This window comes from Methylomonas sp. PHL2-19, assembly GCF_059331595.1.
Genome location: NZ_CP196839.1, coordinates 3,323,986 through 3,340,265 on the forward strand (window position 1 = coordinate 3,323,986; position 16,280 = coordinate 3,340,265).

At 53.4% G+C, this 16,280-nt stretch carries 14 protein-coding genes and 1 riboswitch; of the genes, 3 read left to right on the forward strand and 11 right to left on the reverse strand.

Annotated features, from left to right (window positions below; translation table 11 throughout):
• Positions 1-3: 3 nt before the first annotated feature.
• The 10 genes from ACR02O_RS15405 to ACR02O_RS15450 are packed head-to-tail and all read right to left on the reverse strand — an operon-like array spanning position 4 to position 8,337.
• Entirely contained in the window at positions 4-741 is a 738-nt protein-coding gene (locus ACR02O_RS15405; protein ID WP_101052994.1) for a cobalamin biosynthesis central domain-containing protein, read from the reverse strand.
• A complete protein-coding gene (cobI, locus tag ACR02O_RS15410; protein ID WP_101052992.1) occupies positions 734-1,510 on the reverse strand; it encodes a precorrin-2 C(20)-methyltransferase in 777 nt (258 codons plus the stop codon). Before cobI ends, ACR02O_RS15405 begins: the two co-directional genes overlap by 8 nt.
• Positions 1,500-2,807, reverse strand: a complete 1,308-nt coding sequence (gene cbiE / locus ACR02O_RS15415; RefSeq protein WP_458137626.1) for a precorrin-6y C5,15-methyltransferase (decarboxylating) subunit CbiE — start codon at positions 2,805-2,807, stop codon at positions 1,500-1,502. The genes cobI and cbiE overlap by 11 nt, the downstream gene beginning before the upstream one ends.
• Before the next feature lie 2 nt (positions 2,808-2,809).
• Positions 2,810-3,913 carry a cobalt-precorrin-5B (C(1))-methyltransferase gene (locus ACR02O_RS15420; protein WP_415878329.1) on the reverse strand — a complete coding sequence of 368 codons (1,104 nt, stop codon included), beginning with the start codon at positions 3,911-3,913 and terminating at the stop codon, positions 2,810-2,812.
• A gap of 4 nt (positions 3,914-3,917) precedes the next feature.
• Positions 3,918-4,586, reverse strand: a complete 669-nt coding sequence (locus tag ACR02O_RS15425; protein ID WP_026600442.1) for a precorrin-8X methylmutase — start codon at positions 4,584-4,586, stop codon at positions 3,918-3,920.
• A 6-nt stretch (positions 4,587-4,592) separates the two neighbouring features.
• Positions 4,593-5,414, reverse strand: coding sequence for a sirohydrochlorin chelatase (locus ACR02O_RS15430; RefSeq protein ID WP_171695199.1), 822 nt, complete (start codon positions 5,412-5,414; stop codon positions 4,593-4,595).
• A gap of 2 nt (positions 5,415-5,416) precedes the next feature.
• Complete coding sequence (gene cobM / locus ACR02O_RS15435) at positions 5,417-6,217, reverse strand: precorrin-4 C(11)-methyltransferase (RefSeq protein ID WP_494521963.1); 801 nt, start codon at positions 6,215-6,217, stop codon at positions 5,417-5,419.
• The gene (locus ACR02O_RS15440; RefSeq protein WP_101052984.1) at positions 6,214-7,509 is read right to left on the reverse strand and encodes a cobyrinic acid a,c-diamide synthase CobB; all 1,296 of its coding nucleotides are present in this window, start codon (positions 7,507-7,509) and stop codon (positions 6,214-6,216) included. Before ACR02O_RS15440 ends, cobM begins: the two co-directional genes overlap by 4 nt.
• 2 nt (positions 7,510-7,511) lie before the next feature.
• Positions 7,512-8,159: a CbtA family protein gene (locus ACR02O_RS15445; protein WP_101052982.1), complete on the reverse strand. Its 648-nt coding sequence runs from the start codon at positions 8,157-8,159 to the stop codon at positions 7,512-7,514.
• Position 8,160: 1 nt separating this feature from the next.
• Positions 8,161-8,337, reverse strand: a complete 177-nt coding sequence (locus ACR02O_RS15450) for a CbtB domain-containing protein (protein ID WP_101052980.1) — start codon at positions 8,335-8,337, stop codon at positions 8,161-8,163.
• A gap of 87 nt (positions 8,338-8,424) precedes the next feature.
• Positions 8,425-8,554: riboswitch (cobalamin riboswitch) on the reverse strand.
• Between the two features lie 361 nt (positions 8,555-8,915).
• Here ACR02O_RS15450 and ACR02O_RS15455 point away from each other — a divergent pair.
• A complete protein-coding gene (locus ACR02O_RS15455; RefSeq protein ID WP_494521800.1) occupies positions 8,916-10,187 on the forward strand; it encodes an IS256 family transposase in 1,272 nt (423 codons plus the stop codon).
• 1 nt (position 10,188) lies between these two features.
• Here the strand turns inward: ACR02O_RS15455 and ACR02O_RS15460 are convergent, their stop codons facing one another.
• On the reverse strand, positions 10,189-10,899 hold the full coding sequence (locus tag ACR02O_RS15460; protein WP_494521964.1) for an integrase arm-type DNA-binding domain-containing protein: 711 nt from the start codon (positions 10,897-10,899) through the stop codon (positions 10,189-10,191).
• 166 nt (positions 10,900-11,065) lie between these two features.
• Between ACR02O_RS15460 and mutS the strand changes: the two genes are divergently transcribed.
• Together mutS and ACR02O_RS15470 are read left to right on the forward strand one after the other, a co-directional pair.
• Positions 11,066-13,666: a DNA mismatch repair protein MutS gene (mutS, locus tag ACR02O_RS15465; protein WP_494521965.1), complete on the forward strand. Its 2,601-nt coding sequence runs from the start codon at positions 11,066-11,068 to the stop codon at positions 13,664-13,666.
• A 139-nt stretch (positions 13,667-13,805) separates the two neighbouring features.
• Entirely contained in the window at positions 13,806-16,067 is a 2,262-nt protein-coding gene (locus ACR02O_RS15470; protein ID WP_494521966.1) for a CHASE2 domain-containing protein, read from the forward strand.
• Positions 16,068-16,280: the final 213 nt, after the last annotated feature.

Below are 16,280 nucleotides of genomic sequence, written 5' to 3' on the forward strand. Positions count from 1 at the left end.
CACTTACGCTTGATCCGTGGGCGGCCTATACACCACCAATCGCTCAGCCAGTTGTTGCCAAACGGCCGGATCGATGGCCCGGTGTGTAACCCATAAAACCGACCGGTATTGTTCGGTATCAACGTCCTCGAAACGCTGGAACAGATGAATATTGGCCGGTAACGGCGATGGCCGCGTCCACCAATTTGAGCTGCCGGCTTCCTGCACGAAGGCAATCGGCAGTTGATTGACCACGTCCGCCGACACACGCGTGATGTTGACCTTAGGGGCTTCCACTTGCCAGCCCAGTTCACGGCCCAAGATATCCACCGGAATGGTTTTGCCCACGTCCGATGCGGTGGTCAGTACCGGCGTGGCATTTAGCAACGCGGCGACCTTTTCGGCATAAGCATTGGCACCGCCGACATGGCCGGATAGCACCGGGATCACGAATTCGGCGGCATCGTCGATCACCAGCACACCGGGATCCACATCCTTGGATTTAAGATGCGGCGCAATCAGCCGTACCACCGCACCGAGCGACACCAGAAAAATAATTTGGTCGTAGGATGCGAACAACTTGCCGAGTTGCGCGCTCAACGCCCCCTGATACACGCAACGCGGATTGGCAAAATCACCCAAATGTTCGGATTGCTTCTCCGATACCACCACCTCCGCTTCGGGGAGTTGTGGTGCCAGGCGAGTGGCAATCCCGGCGCCGTGTTTGGTAATCGCCACCAGGGCGACACGCACTTCATTCATCGATTGAGTCCTTTTTCTTGCGGCAACCGCGCTGCATTTCGCTGCGCTGACGGCCTGGGTTTTTGATGATAAGTAACGACAGATAATTGACCTTTTGCCCCTCGAGGCTGGCGATGTCGTGCACCATGCGTTCTTCCGGCGCCCCGGCTTTTTCGATAAACCAGCCTTGACCGAGCAAATCACGGCGGCGCAGCAAATCGATTACATCGTCCAGCAAAGGTTTGACCTTAAGCAGCACCAAGGTGTCGAAATCCTCGAGCAGGCGTTCAATCTGATCAATGCCGTATCCGGCGGGGATGATGGCGATAGTGTCATCAACATCAGCCAGCGGTTCGCCACTACGCGCCGCAGCGGCATGAAACGACGACACCCCCGGCACGACTTCCACGGTGACATCGGCTTGCAAAGCACGCACGCTGCGTTGCAAATGGCCGAAAGTGGAATAGGTCGAGGCGTCGCCCTCCACCAGAAACAACACATCCTCGCCGCGTTGTAATAGTGCTAACACGGTTTGTGCTGCTGCCAGCCAGTAACGGGCCAGAATCTCGGCATCGTGAGTCATCGGAAAATGCAGTTCGCTATGTTCGACAGGCAGTTTCAGGCCGGCGCGCAAGGCTATGTCCAAGGCATAACTATCGCTGTTTTTTTTGCGCACCGGATAAGTCCAATGGCCCGGACCGGTCAGTAAATCCCAGGCGTGCCGGGTCATCAGGCCAGGATCGCCGGGACCAAGGGAAACGCCGTAGAGGGTGCCGAGTTTAGTGTTCATCGTGACCGAATAATATGGGCTGTAAAGAATGGGTGGCAGATACGATCCACACTGGATTTTCGGCCTGCATGCGATGCATATTGAGAATCGGGCTACTACGCGAGGCTTGAATCTGACAGACGTCCCAGTCTGCGCCGAGTTGTTTCAGGGTATCGACGGCGGTGGACAGGTTTTCCAGCGTGACGAAGTTCATCACCAGCCAACCCGCCGGGCGCAAACGCCCTAAACACAAGGCTATCAATTCCGCCAATTCGCCACCGGAACCGCCGATGAATACTGCATCCGGATCGGGCCAGGTGTCGAGAAATTGCGGCGCCTTGCCATGCACTAAGCTGTAATTGCTGATACCCCAGGCAGCCTGATTCTGTTCGACATTAGCCATGTCATCGGCGTTTTTTTCGATGGCAAAGACATGACCCTCCGAACACAGCCGCGCCGCCTCCAAACCCACCGATCCGGAGCCGGCGCCGATGTCCCAGACAATACTTCGACGCGCCAATTGCATCCTCGCCAACGATACCGCACGCACTTCGCGTTTAGTGATCAGGCCTTTTTCCGGCTTGCGCTGCTGAAAGCTGTCGTCGCTGACGCCAAACAATACCGGTGCGGACAAAGCCGTTTTGCGTTTTAGAATGACGACGTTGGGATCGAGATAACGGCTTTGAGCGACCTCCGCGATACTCAGCCAGGCGTTGACTCGCTGTTGCGGCTGCTTTAGAGCTTCAGCAATCGCCATTTCGAACGCATCAGCCAAGCCTTCGATTTGCAATAAGCGGGCGATACGTGCTGGGGCGTTGTCCGGGCTGGTCAATATCGCCAGCAAATCGTGTTGGCGGCAGCGCTGAGCTAATTCGTACAAGCCATGCTCCGGCGTGGCCCCGCCCAGCCATTCACCGGCATCCTTGCTGTGGATCGAAACGATAGCGGCGGTTTGCCAAGACAATTTCAACTCGGCAAAGGTTAGTTGTATCGTACTTAGATTGGGCAAGATGCGTACCCTTCTGGACTCCAGCTTGCCGGCCAGGAAACCGGCGATGCCGTGGCACAAGGGATCACCAGTCGCTAGTACAGCTACTGCTTCATTTTGCGCCAACGCGACATTGATCCAGTCCGGCACTTGTTTGAGTTGCCCGGTTAAGTCGTAGTGTCTGGCCTGAGTAATGTCTTTAGCCAGCGTTGCCAGCAGACGGCTGCCGGCGATGACATGCTTTGCTTCGCGCAATGCCTGCAAGGCCTCCTGGCTCAGGCTGGCGACGCCGTTGTCTAGTACGCCGATAAAACTGCACATCGCTTGCATGATCAATTCCTGCCGGCTTCGGCCAGTTTGTTGCCATCGAAATCGCACACCAGAACACTGATGTGAAAACCGCCGGGATACCGGTTTTCCAAGGTGGCGATGACTCGGTTAGCCAGTTCGACATGAAATTCGTATTCCAATCCCAGCTCGGCCATGCATTCGGAGGCGTAACGAGCGGTTTCCTGGGCGGCGATGGCGTCGCATACATCGTCCGGCGCTCCGATGCTGCGGGCAATGTCGGCCACCAGTTCCACATCGACTGGGGCGCGACCGGCATGCGTAATGGTTTCACCCTGAGCCATTTTGGTCAGCTTGCCGACCATACCGCCAATGATGATGTTTTGAATGCCGCAACGAGCGGCGGTGTCCAGTGCCGGTGTCAGAAAGTCACCCATTTGCACGAAACAGCTTTCATCCAGGTCGGGCAATTCGCGCATCACGAATTTCTCGGTGCGGCCGCCGGTGGTCAGCACCACGCTAGCCTGCCCCTGATTGGCCGCAACTTCCACGCCTTGCACCACGCTAGCCCGAAACGCCGCCGTGGAATACGGATGCACGATTCCGGTCGTACCTAGAATCGAAATACCGCCGATAATGCCCAAACGATAATTCAGGGTTTTTTTCGCCATCTCTTCGCCGCCCGGCACCGAGATCGTTACCTGTAGACCTCGGGTTTTTAGCGCTTCGGCGGCGATCAGACGGATGTTATCCTCGATATTTTTGCGCGGAACCGGATTGATGGCCGGACCGCCGACCGCCAGCCCCAAACCGGGCCGAGTGATCAGGCCTATGCCCGCGCCGCCTTGCAATACGATAGTATCCGGTTGTTCTATCCACATCACATCCGCCGTCAGCCGAGCGCGATGGGTGCAGTCCGGATCGTCGCCGGCGTCTTTTTCGATGACAGCATGTGCTCGGTCGTTCTGTACGAAGCTTTCTTCGACTTTGAATGCCACGTCTTGCCCATTGGGCAGCACGCAGTCGATAGTGTCCGGCACGTGCCCATTCAGCAAACCCTGCACTGCCGCCCGTGCCGCTGCCGCCGAACAGGCGCCGGTGGTGTAACCCTTGCGGGTACCTTTGGGTTTGCGTTCCGGCATTGCCATGCTATCAGCCGTTTTTCTGCCGGGTTTCCGTCAAGCTCAACAAGGCATGAATCGCCGCGACGACCAAGGTCGAGCCGCCCTTACGTCCACGGGTGATGATCCATGGCACATCGGCTAATTCGGCGAGTAAATCCTTGGATTCCGCTGCAGAGACAAATCCGACTGGCATCCCGACGATCAGTGCCGGCTTGACGCCTTCTTCTTTGATCATCCGCAACACTTCCAACAGCGCGGTCGGTGCGTTGCCAACTGAGACGATACCGCCGGCGATTAAACCCAGGCGCTGCGCTTTACGCATGGCTTGTACCGCGCGGGTGCTGTTGACCTGTTTGGCGGCGGCTATGACATCCGCATCGGCGATGAACTGGCGGGCGCTGATGCCAAAATGCGCCAGGCGCGGCTGCGATAAGCCGACGCAAATCATTTCCACGTCGGCAACGATCGGCGCACCATTTAAAATGGCTTGAATACCATCTTCGACTGCATGCGCGGAAAACTCGGTCAGGCCATTAAACTCAAAATCCGCAGTGGCGTGGATCATGCGACGCACCACTTGCCATTGGCCGTGGGAATAATGGTGCTCGCCGACTTCGCGGTCGACGATGGCAAAGGAATCGTGTTCGATTTGTTGCCCAGCCTGGGTCAGTTGTTCGGTTTGAATGTTGTGGCTCATGGCTAATCAATGATGGTGGTGATGTTCGGCTTGCTCGCGATACTGACAGCCGTCGCATTCCAGCATTTTCGGCGCGAGCGGGTCCCAGGCTTCGGTAACCCGTTGATCCAGCAATTTAAAAATGGCCGGATCAAAACCAAAATACGTACCGGCACCGAAGACAATCTGCGGATATTGGCTTTGCAAGCGTTCGATTTGTTTGCCGATGCGCTCGATCAGCAAGCCGGTAAACAGGTAATAGGGCAAAATCGCAATCTGCGTCATGCCCAGTCGTACTTGACGTTGCACAGCGGTTTCCAAACGCGGATGGGTAATACCGGTGAAGGCAATGTCGACGAGTTCATGCTCGGTAGCTTCAAACAGCCAACGCGCTAATTTTGCCAATTCCCCGTTGGCGACCTTGTCGGAAGAGCCGCGGCCTAATATGATCACACCGGTGGTTTTTGGATCCGGCATCGCCAGAGATTTGAGTGCCGTTTTGAGCTGTTTTTGCAGAATGGCCAGCAAGGTTTCGTTGCTTCCTAGATGCGGCGCGTAGATGAATTCGACCGCCGGAAAATTTTCGCGGGCCTCCTCGATATGCTCGGGAATTTCCATCTTCACATGCCCGGCGGCGCTGATGATCAGCGGCACGATTATCACGCGGCTAGATCCTTGCGCGGCGCGGCTCAATCCTTCTTCCAACAGCACCTCGGCGAGTTCGATATAGCACAACTCAATGCGCCAGTCGGGGTGTTGCGCCTGCCATTGTTGTTGAAATTCGCGAATTTCATCGTTGCCGGCCTGATTGCGCGATCCGTGGCCGACCAAGAGAACGGTGGTTGTCATACTTATTCCTTAGACTGAGGCCGCTCGGCGCGGCGAAAACGATGGGTAAAACCGGCATCATAAAGTTTGGATTTTTTTAACGATGGCCAGTGCCGCGCGCCCAAGGTGGGGCTGATGACGATCATGGCCTGACTGTTGATTTTGGCGGCCCGGCAGCGTTCGCGAATATCAGCCAGGGTGCCGCGAATAATCTGTTGTTCACCCGGCCAGCTGGCTTTGTGGACCACCAATGCCGATGCATCATCCGACCAACCTGCGTCTTTTAACTCGCGTTCGATCGTGGGCAGCAAGGTGATCGATAAAAACAGGCACAGCGTGGTGTGATGGCTGGCCAATTCTTGCAATGATTCACCGTCCGGCATCGGCGTGCGGCCTTCAACACGGGTTAAAATCACGGTCTGCGTGACTTCGGGCAAGGTCAGGCTTTCGACTGCACAAGCCATCGCGGCAAACGCCGACGAGACGCCCGGCACTACTTCGACGGCAATGTTGGCCGCATCCAGTGGTTGCACCATTTCAATCAATGCACCGTACAAGCCAGGGTCGCCGGTTTGCAGGCGAATGACGGTTTTGCCCGGACCGGCTTGTTCGGTCAGCCAGTTGGTAATCTGCTCCAAAGTCATGTCTTTGGAATCTTTGATCAGGCAAGTGCTTGGTGCCCATTGCGTTGCGGCGGCCTGTACCAGAGAGCCTGCGAACAAAATGGCATCCGCATTGGCAATTAAGTCGCGACCTTTGACAGTGATTAAATCAGGATCACCGGGACCTGCGCCGACAAACCATACTTTAGGTTGAGTGCTCATAGAAAAAATCCAGCCGCGACCTGGGGGTTGAACGGAAAGTAGGTGTGCAGATAAGACGCTCGCAACGAACCCACCTGATAAAAGTTTTCGCTACGGCTACGATTGCGTTGAGGCTTCGATTCGGTGAACGGCTGCTGTGTGGTTTCCAGTTGCGAGTGATGAAAGCTATGCCCGCGAATTTCGCCTTGTTCTAACTGCAAACTGTGCATGCCCAGATTCACCAAGCGTTTTTGCATCTGCGCGCTGCCGGGTAACAGACCAGCCATCGCTGCCGCATGGCCGTCTTTATCGATCAAGCGTTCCAGCAAATATAAAAAGCCGCCGCATTCTGCGTAAATCGGCTTACCGGCTTGATGATGTTGCTGCAAGGCTTGTTTCATGGCGACATTGTCGGCCAATGTTTGGAGATGCAGTTCCGGGTAACCGCCGGGCAGGTAGACACTGTCTGCCTCGGGAAATACGTGGTCTGCGAGCGGCGAGAAAAACGTCAGTTCAGCGCCCATGGCTTGCAAACAATCCAGATTGGCTTGATAGATAAACGAAAACGCCGCATCACGAGCCACAGCGATAAGCTTACCAGCCAGTAACGGTGGCGGCGGGGAGGTGGCGATCGGCGCGAAGGCAACCGGCTGCGGCAATCGGCACGGCGCATGGCTACTGAGTAATTCGGCTGCGCGCGCCAGGCGAAGGTCAAGGTCTGCAATTTCATCGGCCTGCACTAAGCCTAAGTGCCGCGACGGCAAGCCGACCGTTTCATCTTTCGCCATCGCCGCCAGTAGCGGCATGCTGTCCGGCAAGGCTTCTTCCAGCAATTTAGCATGACCCGGACTGCCGACTTTGTTGGCGATGACGCCGACAAACGGCAAGTTGGCTCTGTAATGGGCTAAGCCGTAAGCCACAGCGGCAAAAGTTTGTGCCATGCCGCCCGCATCGATGACAACGGCCACCGGCACGTCTAGTGTTTGTGCCAAATCGGCGCTGCTGCTATCGCCGTCGAACAAGCCCATGACACCTTCAATCAAGATGATGTCAGCGTCGGCGGCGTTATAAAGCATCTCACGGCAATGCGCTTCGCCCATCATCCATAAATCCAGCTGATAAACCGGTTGTCCGCAAGCAAAGCTCAATATTTGCGGATCGATAAAATCCGGGCCGGTTTTGAACACGCGTACCTTGCGGTTTTGCTGGCGATAGTAATAGGCCAAAGCCGCCGTAATGGTGGTTTTGCCTTGCCCGGAGGCAGGAGCGCTGATCAATATCGCCGGGCAATGGCGTGTTGCAGTAGCATTCACCACTAAAACGTTACTTTACGCAACAATCGGCCCGATATTGCGCCCAAGGTCAGCCAGAAAATAGCGTTGTTGATGGATGTCAACACCACAAAATGCTGTTGTAAGGCTTCGGGCGCTAAAGCCTGGGCAACCTCCGGATGCGGTGCGCCGATCAGATGCGGTAAGGCCAGTAAGCCAGCGCCGCCGATTTGCAGCCAGCGCTGTTTGGTCAAAAACAGACCAAACAAGCCAATCGCGGTAGCGGCGGCCGTAAAAAGCCACCACGCTTGGCGACTGTGTAATTCGGCGCTGTCGGTGCCCGGCAACTCCGGCGGCAAGCCCAATGATGGCGCGACAAAAAATACCAAATAACCGGCCAAACCCCAGCCGAGTCCGTACAGGTAACCATGTTGATCCCGCCAGTACAGGGCGACACTGATAAACAAGGCAAAGCCGAAGCCGGTTAGGCCATTGAACAGCAAGGTAAAGCCATTACGTTGCCAGCCGTCCATCGGTTGCCAGTCACGCACATGCTCAGCCGATGGCGTTTCGAATTGTTCGGCGGCCAAAATCAAGGGCAAGGTTTGATAGTGTTGTAGCACGCTGAGTAACAAGCCGCCCAATAGTCCCGCCAGTAGCGAGATGGTGACCAGCTTACGAAAATCCGCCATGTTAATGGCAAGGAAAAGCTGCGCTGTGACGTCCGTCGTGGGCGGCGTTATGCAGGTAGTTGTTAGCGTCCTGCAAGAAACCCAAACCTAACACGACGGTCAGGCCCAAAACAATAGCACTCAGGCCGGGCAGGATTTTTGAGGAAGAAAGGATGGTAGATGCCGCGAGTGTTTTCATGGTTGTCTGTTCCGAAAAAGGTGGACGGAATAACAGAGGGAAAGACAAACCAAAAAAACCGATTTGACAGATCGCCCTCCGCAATACTGTTGACTACAGTTTTAGGCCTGTCTCCGGGCTCGTGACGAATCACCTACCGTTGCGGGGGCAGCGTCGGCATTTAACCGACTTCCAGTTTCACCCGCCAAGAGCGGGAACCTTAAAACCAGCGGCGATTGTATGCCGCAGCTAGTCGTAGGGCAAATGAAATGTATTGAAATAAGAATAAACGGTGCGGCAGCAGCTCCTCTCGACAAGTTATCGATCAACCAGTAATCGCCCGCAACGAGTGATTCTATCAAAACTAAACACATGCTCTCTCGGGCTTTCATAACAACGCCCCACCAATCTTCGTCTGTAATCCGGCTCGCCTTTTTCGAGATAAATAGTGGCGCCACAAATGGGACATGCCGCCGAATACCGAACTAACCGAATTAGAGTTATAACTAAATCTGGTGTACGGCCCGACTTGATGAAAGGTGGCGCCCTCTGCTGAAATGAGATTGTCGAGATCGAATAACAGCAAAATGAGAGACGCCATGAACAAAGATAATGCAAAAGACTGGAATAATGCCAGTGGGATTAACGATCCTTTGACGGATTTGTTGAAGACGGGTGCTAGAGCCTTGATCCAACAAGCCGTTGAGGCGGAGCTACAGGCTTTTCTGGGCGAATACGCCAAGGTTACCGATTTACGGGGCCGGCAAACCGTGGTGCGTAATGGCTATTTGCCGGAGCGGGAGATCGTGACGGGCGTGGGTAACGTGACGGTCAAAATCCCCAAGGTTCGAGACCGTTCCGGCGGCAGGATCAAGTTCAACTCGTCGCTGGTGCCGCCGTATGTTCGCAAGACAAAACGGGTGGAAGCGGCCTTACCCTGGCTGTATTTGCGCGGCATTTCCACCGGCGACATGCAGTCGGCCTTATCGGTGTTGCTGGGTGACGATGCCAAAGGCTTGTCACCTGCCGTGGTTAGCCGCCTGAAAGCCCAATGGGCCGAGGATTATCTGGCCTGGAATCGGCGAGATTTATCGAAGGAGCGCACTGTGTATGTCTGGGCCGACGGCATCTATTCGACCCTGCGTGGCGAGGATGATCGGCTGTGCCTATTGGTCATCATCGGAGTCAACGAACAGGGTGAAAAGCGCTTGCTGGCCTTATCGGACGGTTATCGGGAATCGAAAGCCTCGTGGCTGAGTGTTTTGCAGGATTTACAAACGCGAGGTCTACAGGACGCGCCGAAACTGGCTACCGGCGACGGCGCTTTGGGTTTCTGGGCAGCCATCAACGAAGCTTGGCCCACCACACAACACCAGCGCTGCTGGGTGCATAAGACGGCGAATGTGCTGGCGACGCTACCCGATTCAATCCAAGGCAAGGCCAAGGCGGGGCTGAAAGAAATCTGGATGGCGGAAACCAAAGCCCTGGCCAATCAAGCCTTCGACACGTTCTTGCGTGACTTTGAAGCCAAGTACCCCAAGGCGGTGGGCGTGTTGGAAAAAGACCGTGAATCGCTATTGGCCTTTTACGACTTTCCCGCCGAGCACTGGATACACATTCGGACGACAAATCCGATCGAATCCAGCTTTGCGACGATTCGCCATCGGACCACCCGCACCAAGAACTGCGTGTCCCGCAATACCTTGTTGGGCTTGGTGTTCCAATTGGCGTTAACCGCCGAGAAGAGTTGGCGCAAGATACGCGGCTTTAAACGATTGCCGGATGTGATTGAGGGCATTCGTTTTCAGGACGGCATGGCTGTCATTATGGAACCGGAGAAAACAGAAGAAACACAGCAGATGGCCGCCTGATTCAAATCAGCCATACACCAGATTTGACTATTTCTCGTTTGACCACGCCGATGTTCTTACCTTCTATGGTCTTTCCTTTTGATCTAATTTTTCCACGTAAAATTAAGCGCCACCAATTTACTGCAGCTTCAGGTAGTCTGCCGGCATCCATTGCATAATCCCATGCTGCTCCTAACTCACATCGTAATTTTCCGGCCTGCACGGGCGATATTGCGGCGTACTTTTGAATCAAATCAAAAGCCATTGAGCGGGTAATTGCAGTGGATGGTAAATCCGCCATATCACCCAGCATTGTGTTAAACATCCTAGTAATTTCAGTAGAACCTTTTTTGGCTCTGTGGCGACAAACATGTCCAGCTAAATATTCATCACACAGCACTCTAACTGTATAAGCGTTTTCAGAATTTGCCGCCTCTTGTTTTAATATTAAAGCTTTTGCCTCTAACTTAGCTTGCTTTGCCTCTAATACAGGATCATTACCAGAATCACGCTGGTTTTTCAAAGCTTCCCAAGCGACAATAGCCACGGGAAATGACATAGATGGCCAATGACCAATTGACACCTGCCTAAGGCGTCCATCAACAGTGCTTCTATACCGATAAAACCAAGTTCTCACTTTTGCCATGGCAGACAAACGCAGTCCTGGGTAATCGTCAAAAGCCATATGCTGTCCTGGCTGCAAAGCTTTAGCGGTGCGGGCATCGAATTGCATTTTAGTATAGGTTTTTTATGTTGATCGATGACACGAGTATAACTCGAAAAAACCTATACTAAAACCTATACTAAACAGCAAAGTGCAGGGAAGTTTTGAAAAGTGTAGCTGGAGTGAACCCGGCTCACAACATAGACATATTATCTGTTATTTCATTAACTTACGAATGAATATCCAAACAAAACAAGACAGCAGGCAAGGCAACAAAACACAGCACACCCCGATGATGCAACAATATATGCGCATCAAATCCGGCCAGCCTGACACCCTGTTGTTTTACCGAATGGGAGATTTCTACGAGCTGTTTTTCGATGATGCGAAAAAGGCCGCGCAGTTATTGGATATTACGCTGACCGCTCGCGGCCAGTCCGGCGGGCAACCCATTCCTATGGCCGGCATTCCTTATCATGCGGCGGAAAACTACATCGCCCGCCTGCTGAAACAAGGCGAATCGATCGCCATATGCGAGCAAATCGGCGACCCAGCCAAATCCAAAGGGCCGGTGGAACGCAAGGTGGTGCGCATCGTCACGCCCGGCACTGTCACCGACGAAGCGTTGTTGGAGGATCGCAAGGACAACCTGCTGGTGGCTTTAGCCGTATTCGACAAGTTGTTCGGGCTGGCTTGCTTGGACTTAGGGAGTGGTAAATTCACGCTGCAGCAGGTAGACAACGAAACCCAGCTGCTGAGCGAGATTGAGCGTTTGAATCCGGCGGAATTGTTGTTTAGCGAGGATATTAAACTGCCGTCGGCTATCAAGGAACGCCGGGGCTTATGCAAACGGCCGCCCTGGCATTTTGACTTGGATAGTTGTCGGCTATTGATTTTAAAGCAGTTCAACAGCCACGATTTAAAAGGCTACGGCTGCGAACATTTACCGTCGGCCATTTGCGCGGCAGGTTGTTTGTTGCAATACATCCGCGATACCCAGCAAAGCGCCCTGCCCCATATTCAAGGCATTTGTGTCGAGAACAGCGACGACAGCATTAGCTTGGACGCCGCCAGCCGCCGTAATCTGGAGCTGGACAGCCATCCCAGCGGCCAAATGCAATACACCTTGTTGGGGGTGTTGGACAAAACCGCCACCGCGATGGGCAGCCGTTGCCTACGGCGTTGGATACACCGACCGCTACGCGATCATGCCGTTGTCAATGGCCGTTACGCCTGCATCGCCAGCCTGTTGCTGAATCATTTACATGAAGATCTACAAGCCAGCCTGCGTCAGGTGGGCGATATAGAACGGATTAGCTCTCGGATTGCTTTGAAGTCAGCGCGACCACGTGATTTACTGGTACTGCGACAGACCTTGGCGGTTTTGCCGCAACTGCAAAACCAACTGGCCGATAGCGACAATCCGCATCTGGAAAGCCTGCGCACGCAATTGCGCGAACAACCGGAATTACTGGCCCTGTTGCAACGCGCCATCATCGACAATCCGCCGGTGCTGATTCGCGACGGCGGCGTGATTGCCCCCGGTTATCATCCTGAGCTGGACGAGTTACGTAATCTCAGTCAGAACGCCGACCAATTCCTGATCGATATGGAACTGCGCGAACGAGCCGCTACAGGCATTGCCACACTAAAGGTCAATTACAACCGAGTGCACGGTTATTACATCGAGATTTCCAACGCCCAGGCCGACAAGGTGCCAGTGCATTACACCCGCAAACAAACCCTGAAAGGTGCGGAACGCTACATCACGCCGGAGCTTAAATCTTTTGAAGATAGGGTGCTAAGCGCCCGCGAAAAATCCCTGTCCTTCGAGAAGGCTTTATATGATCAATTGCTGGATACGCTAGGCGATGCGTTGCTCGATCTACAGCAGTGCGCTAATGCCTTGGCCGAACTGGATGTGTTGGTAAATTTTGCCGAACGCGCCGAAACCTTAAACTTGTCCCAACCGATATTGGACCAACAGCCGGGCATCGACATCGTCGCCGGCCGGCATCTGGTGGTGGAAGCGCTATCCAGTATTCCCTTCGTCGCCAACGATCTGAATTTTTCAATGGATAGGCGGATGCTGGTCATCACCGGCCCGAACATGGGCGGCAAATCGACTTATATGCGCCAAGCGGCATTGATTGTACTGATGGCTCACATCGGTTGCTATGTGCCGGCTACATCTCTGCGTTGCGGGCCGATAGACAAGATATTCACTCGCATCGGCGCATCCGACGATTTGGCCAGCGGCCGCTCGACCTTTATGGTGGAAATGTCGGAAACCGCCAATATTCTGCATAACGCCACCAGCAACAGCTTGATCTTGATGGATGAAATCGGCCGCGGCACCAGCACCTTCGATGGTTTGTCGTTGGCTTGGGCCTGCGCCGATTATTTGGCTCGCCACACCCAGGCATTCACGCTATTCGCCACCCATTATTTCGAATTAACCACGCTGGCCGAAGAACAAGCCAATATCCATAACATCCATTTGGACGCGATGGAACACGGCGACAAGATCGTATTTTTACATGCCGTGAAAGACGGTCCAGCCAGCCAAAGCTACGGCTTGCAAGTTGCGGCGCTGGCCGGGGTGCCGCAAAGCGTGATTGCCAACGCCAAAAACAAGTTGGCCCAACTGGAAAACACCGCCTATATCGAGCTGCAAAATCATAGCGAAATCAACCAATTTGATTTATTCACCAGTCAGGAATGCCATCCGGCGGTCGTGCTGCTGGAAGAACTCGATCCCGATCATTTAAGTCCTCGGCAAGCATTAGACGCCTTATATCGATTGAAAGCGCTGCTAAAAGCTAACAAGCGTTGATAGCGGCGGGTTTGCGGGTTCAAGACAATTTTCGCCCTGCTGTCAGGCCGTTAACAGCGGAAAGCCTTGTTTTACATTAACTGTTTGCGGTTGCAACTAGTATACTTTTCCTAGTATTTCCACTTTCACAGTAAATTCCATGGCGACTTGCCGCTTCGAAAAATCATTGATCGTCTTGCTGCTGATACTGTTTACGGTCGGTTTAAGCTATACGGATGCACTGTGGCGCTTTGATCGGTGGATTTATGATGCCCAACTAAAGCTGCTGGCTACACCGGCTTCAAAAGATATTGTTATTATCGAAGTCGATCAAAAAAGCCTGCAAAAACTGGGGCGCTGGCCCTGGCCCAGAGATATTCACGCTCGCCTACTGGAGACGCTAGCACCGGCAAAACCCAAGGCGATTGGGCTGGATTTTATTTTTTCCGAAGCGGATCGGCAACATCCTGAGTTGGACGCGCACTTAAGCCGTGCTCTAGCCAACAATGGACAGGTCGTACTGCCGGTAATTGTCGAACAAAACGATAACAAGATGGTGGAAACGCTGCCCTTGCCGGACTATGCCAAACATGCAGTCCTGGGGCACGCCAATGTCGATTTGGACAAAGACGGCATCAGTAGAAGCATTTTATTGCGATTGTCCTTGGGCGACTCGCAGTGGTCGGCGATGCCGCTGGCTATTTATGCGTTGAGCCATCCGGAGATACTTGCCGATTTACCGGGCTTACGGATCGAAACATCGCCAGAAAGCATACATGGCGATTATCGGGTCTGGTTGCCGTTCTTTGCGCCGGACAGTGATTTCATTAGGGTTTCTTATTTGGACGTATTATCGGGTAATGTGTCCGGACAATTATTCACCGATAAATACGTATTGGTCGGGCTCACCGCCAGCGGTATAGAACGTGACCTGCCGGCACCTCTGGCTATCGGAAGTCGGCCCATGAGCGGCGTGGATTTCGTCGCAGCCGGCTTGGATGGCCTGATTAAGCAAACGCTTTGGCAACCGCTGCCGGGCCATTGGCAATTTCTGTTAAGCCTGGTCATAGCCGGGATCGCCATCAAGATCAGCACCTGTTTTTCACTGCGCTGGCTGGCGCTGGCGGTTTCTATGCTGTCCATGGCAATTTTACTGTTTTGCTTAGTCTTACTGCATACCAGCCACTATTGGTTTGCACCGTCCGTGGCATTACTGGTGTTAATAATCAGCTATCCACTACGCAGCTGGCGGCATTTTGAGAAGCTGATCCAATCCTTATTCGCAGAACGAAAGCGCGCCTATATCACCTTAAACGCTATCGTCGATGGGGTAATCACCACCGATAACAAAGGCTCGATTGAATACATGAATGCCGCCGCTCTAGACATCATCGGCAGCAAACGTCCCAAGACTAGCAGTCAAAATATCGACGACATTTTTAGTTTGGAAATAGACGGCAAACCGCATCGAATCGCAGAATTGATACAACAAAGCGTCATCAATCAAGGACCGTTGAAAATCAGCAATACCCGCTTATCCATTTCCGACCATTATGCGATGAACGCGAATCTGACCATCGCTCCTTTGATAGGCAGTCGGGGCGCACTGATGGGCACTGTGTTGACCATCAACGATATTGGCGAGCGGATGCTCATGGCGAAAATGCTGCTGAAAAAAGCCGAAGAACAAACGGTAATGCGAGAATTGATTAACCGGACCGAACAAGTCAGCTTGGCCAAAAGCCAATTTCTGTCGCAAATGAGCCACGAATTACGCACCCCGCTAAATGCCATTATCGGTTTTGCGCAGCTGATGCAAATGGACGACCAGGAACATCCTTTGGCTGAAACTCACCTGGACTCGGTGAATGAAATACTCAAGGCCGGTCTGCACTTGCTCGGGCTGATTAACGAGCTTTTGGATCTGGCTAAAATCGAGTCCGGCAAAATCAGCGTGAATATCGGCAGCATCAATTTGGCGGAGCTGATCAAGGATTGCCAAACCCTGATCACACCCTTGGCGCAAAATAAAGGTCTGGCGTTGATTGTCGATAATTGCTTAACCGAGAACATTGAGTTGCAAGCAGACCCAAAACGCGCCAAACAAATTTTATTGAATTTTTTGTCCAACGCCGTGAAATACAATCGCCCCCACGGTTCCATCAACTTGAGCAGCAGACGGGTGGACGATAACCGGGTGAGAATTTCTATCACCGATACCGGCAACGGTCTGGCGGAGCAACAACAACAATTGTTATTCCAATCGTTTCAGCGCCTGGGTGCGGATAATACCGAAATAGAAGGCACCGGTATTGGATTGGCAATTACCAAACAACTGGCGGAATTGATGAACGGTACCGTCGGGGTTAGCAGCACACCGGGTGTGGGCAGCACTTTCTGGGTGGAATTGCTGATCCGTTAAAGCCGCTCAGACTTTTATCTAATGCAGGTAACCCTTCTATAAGCGCAGGTTTCCGATAGTGAGCTCGCGCCCGAAAGCCAGACCACGAACCGAATCCCACATAGCCACCAGGCTCCCGCCTTCGCCGGTGAGACAATATATAAAAGCGGCGTACGAATAGCCCTAAAACAAATAAGCTCTTGAATCTGACAACAATTAAATGCTGTCTATACT